1 pseudogene is annotated in these 975 nt (G+C 33.8%); it reads left to right on the top strand.

Annotated elements, in window-relative coordinates:
• Positions 1-11: 11 nt before the first annotated feature.
• Positions 12-975, top strand: a pseudogene (locus tag CYP26_RS10340) (methyl-accepting chemotaxis protein); the annotation flags it as partial.

Here is a 975-nt window from a genome sequence, read left to right as displayed (position 1 = left end):
CTAGTGAAGCTATGAAGATCCTTGATGACTACTCAAACGAGTATAAGAAAAATGGCGATAAAACATTTACTTACAATCTTAGAGGCACAGAGAGACTTCTTGCTTGTGAGTCTTATGATAAAGCCAACTGGCTTATTTGCTCTGCAAACTCAATAAGTGATTATGATAATAGTCTAAATAGCACACTTGTTTCGCAGTTTGTGTCTTCTATCATCTTTATAATCGTCGTTATAGCACTTTTGATCTTTGTTGTTGGTAGATATTTAAAGCCTCTTTCAAATATATCAGAGTCTTTAACATCATTCTTTAAATTCCTAAACTATGAGATCAAAGAACCAGTTATCACAGAAGTAAAAACTAAAGATGAATTCGGTGTTATGGCACAGCTCATCAACGAAAACATCAAAAAGATACAAGACACTGCTAATCAAGATACCACTGCTGTTAATCAATCAGTATCAACAGCTAAAGAGATAGAAAAAGGAAATTTAAAAGCTAGGATCACAGAAAACCCAGCTAACCCAAAACTAGTAGAACTTAAAAATGTTCTAAATAAAATGCTTGATGTTCTTGAAGCAAAAGTGGGTAGTGATCTAAATGTTATTCAAAAGGTATTTGATAGCTATAGAAGATCAGACTTTACCTCTAGGATAGATAACGCAAATGGTGAAGTAGAAAAGGTAACAAATGCTCTTGGCACAGAAATATCTAGAATGCTAAACTATAACCTAGAAAAAGCTAAAACCCTAGAAGAAAAAGCCAAACTTCTAGCTAGCTCTGTATCTCAAGTAACAAGCTCAGCAAACACTCAAGCAAATAGCTTACAAGAAAGTGCAGCTGCAGTTGAACAAATGTCTAGCTCAATGAATGCTATCTCTCAAAAGACAGCTGATGTCATAAGACAAAGTGATGAAATTAAAAACATCATAACTATCATTAGAGATATAGCAGATCAAACAAACCTTCTAGCTCTTA

Source organism: Campylobacter concisus, assembly GCF_002913225.1.
Classification (GTDB): Bacteria; Campylobacterota; Campylobacteria; order Campylobacterales; family Campylobacteraceae; genus Campylobacter_A; species Campylobacter_A concisus_J.
This window is presented reverse-complemented; position numbering and strand designations above follow the sequence as displayed.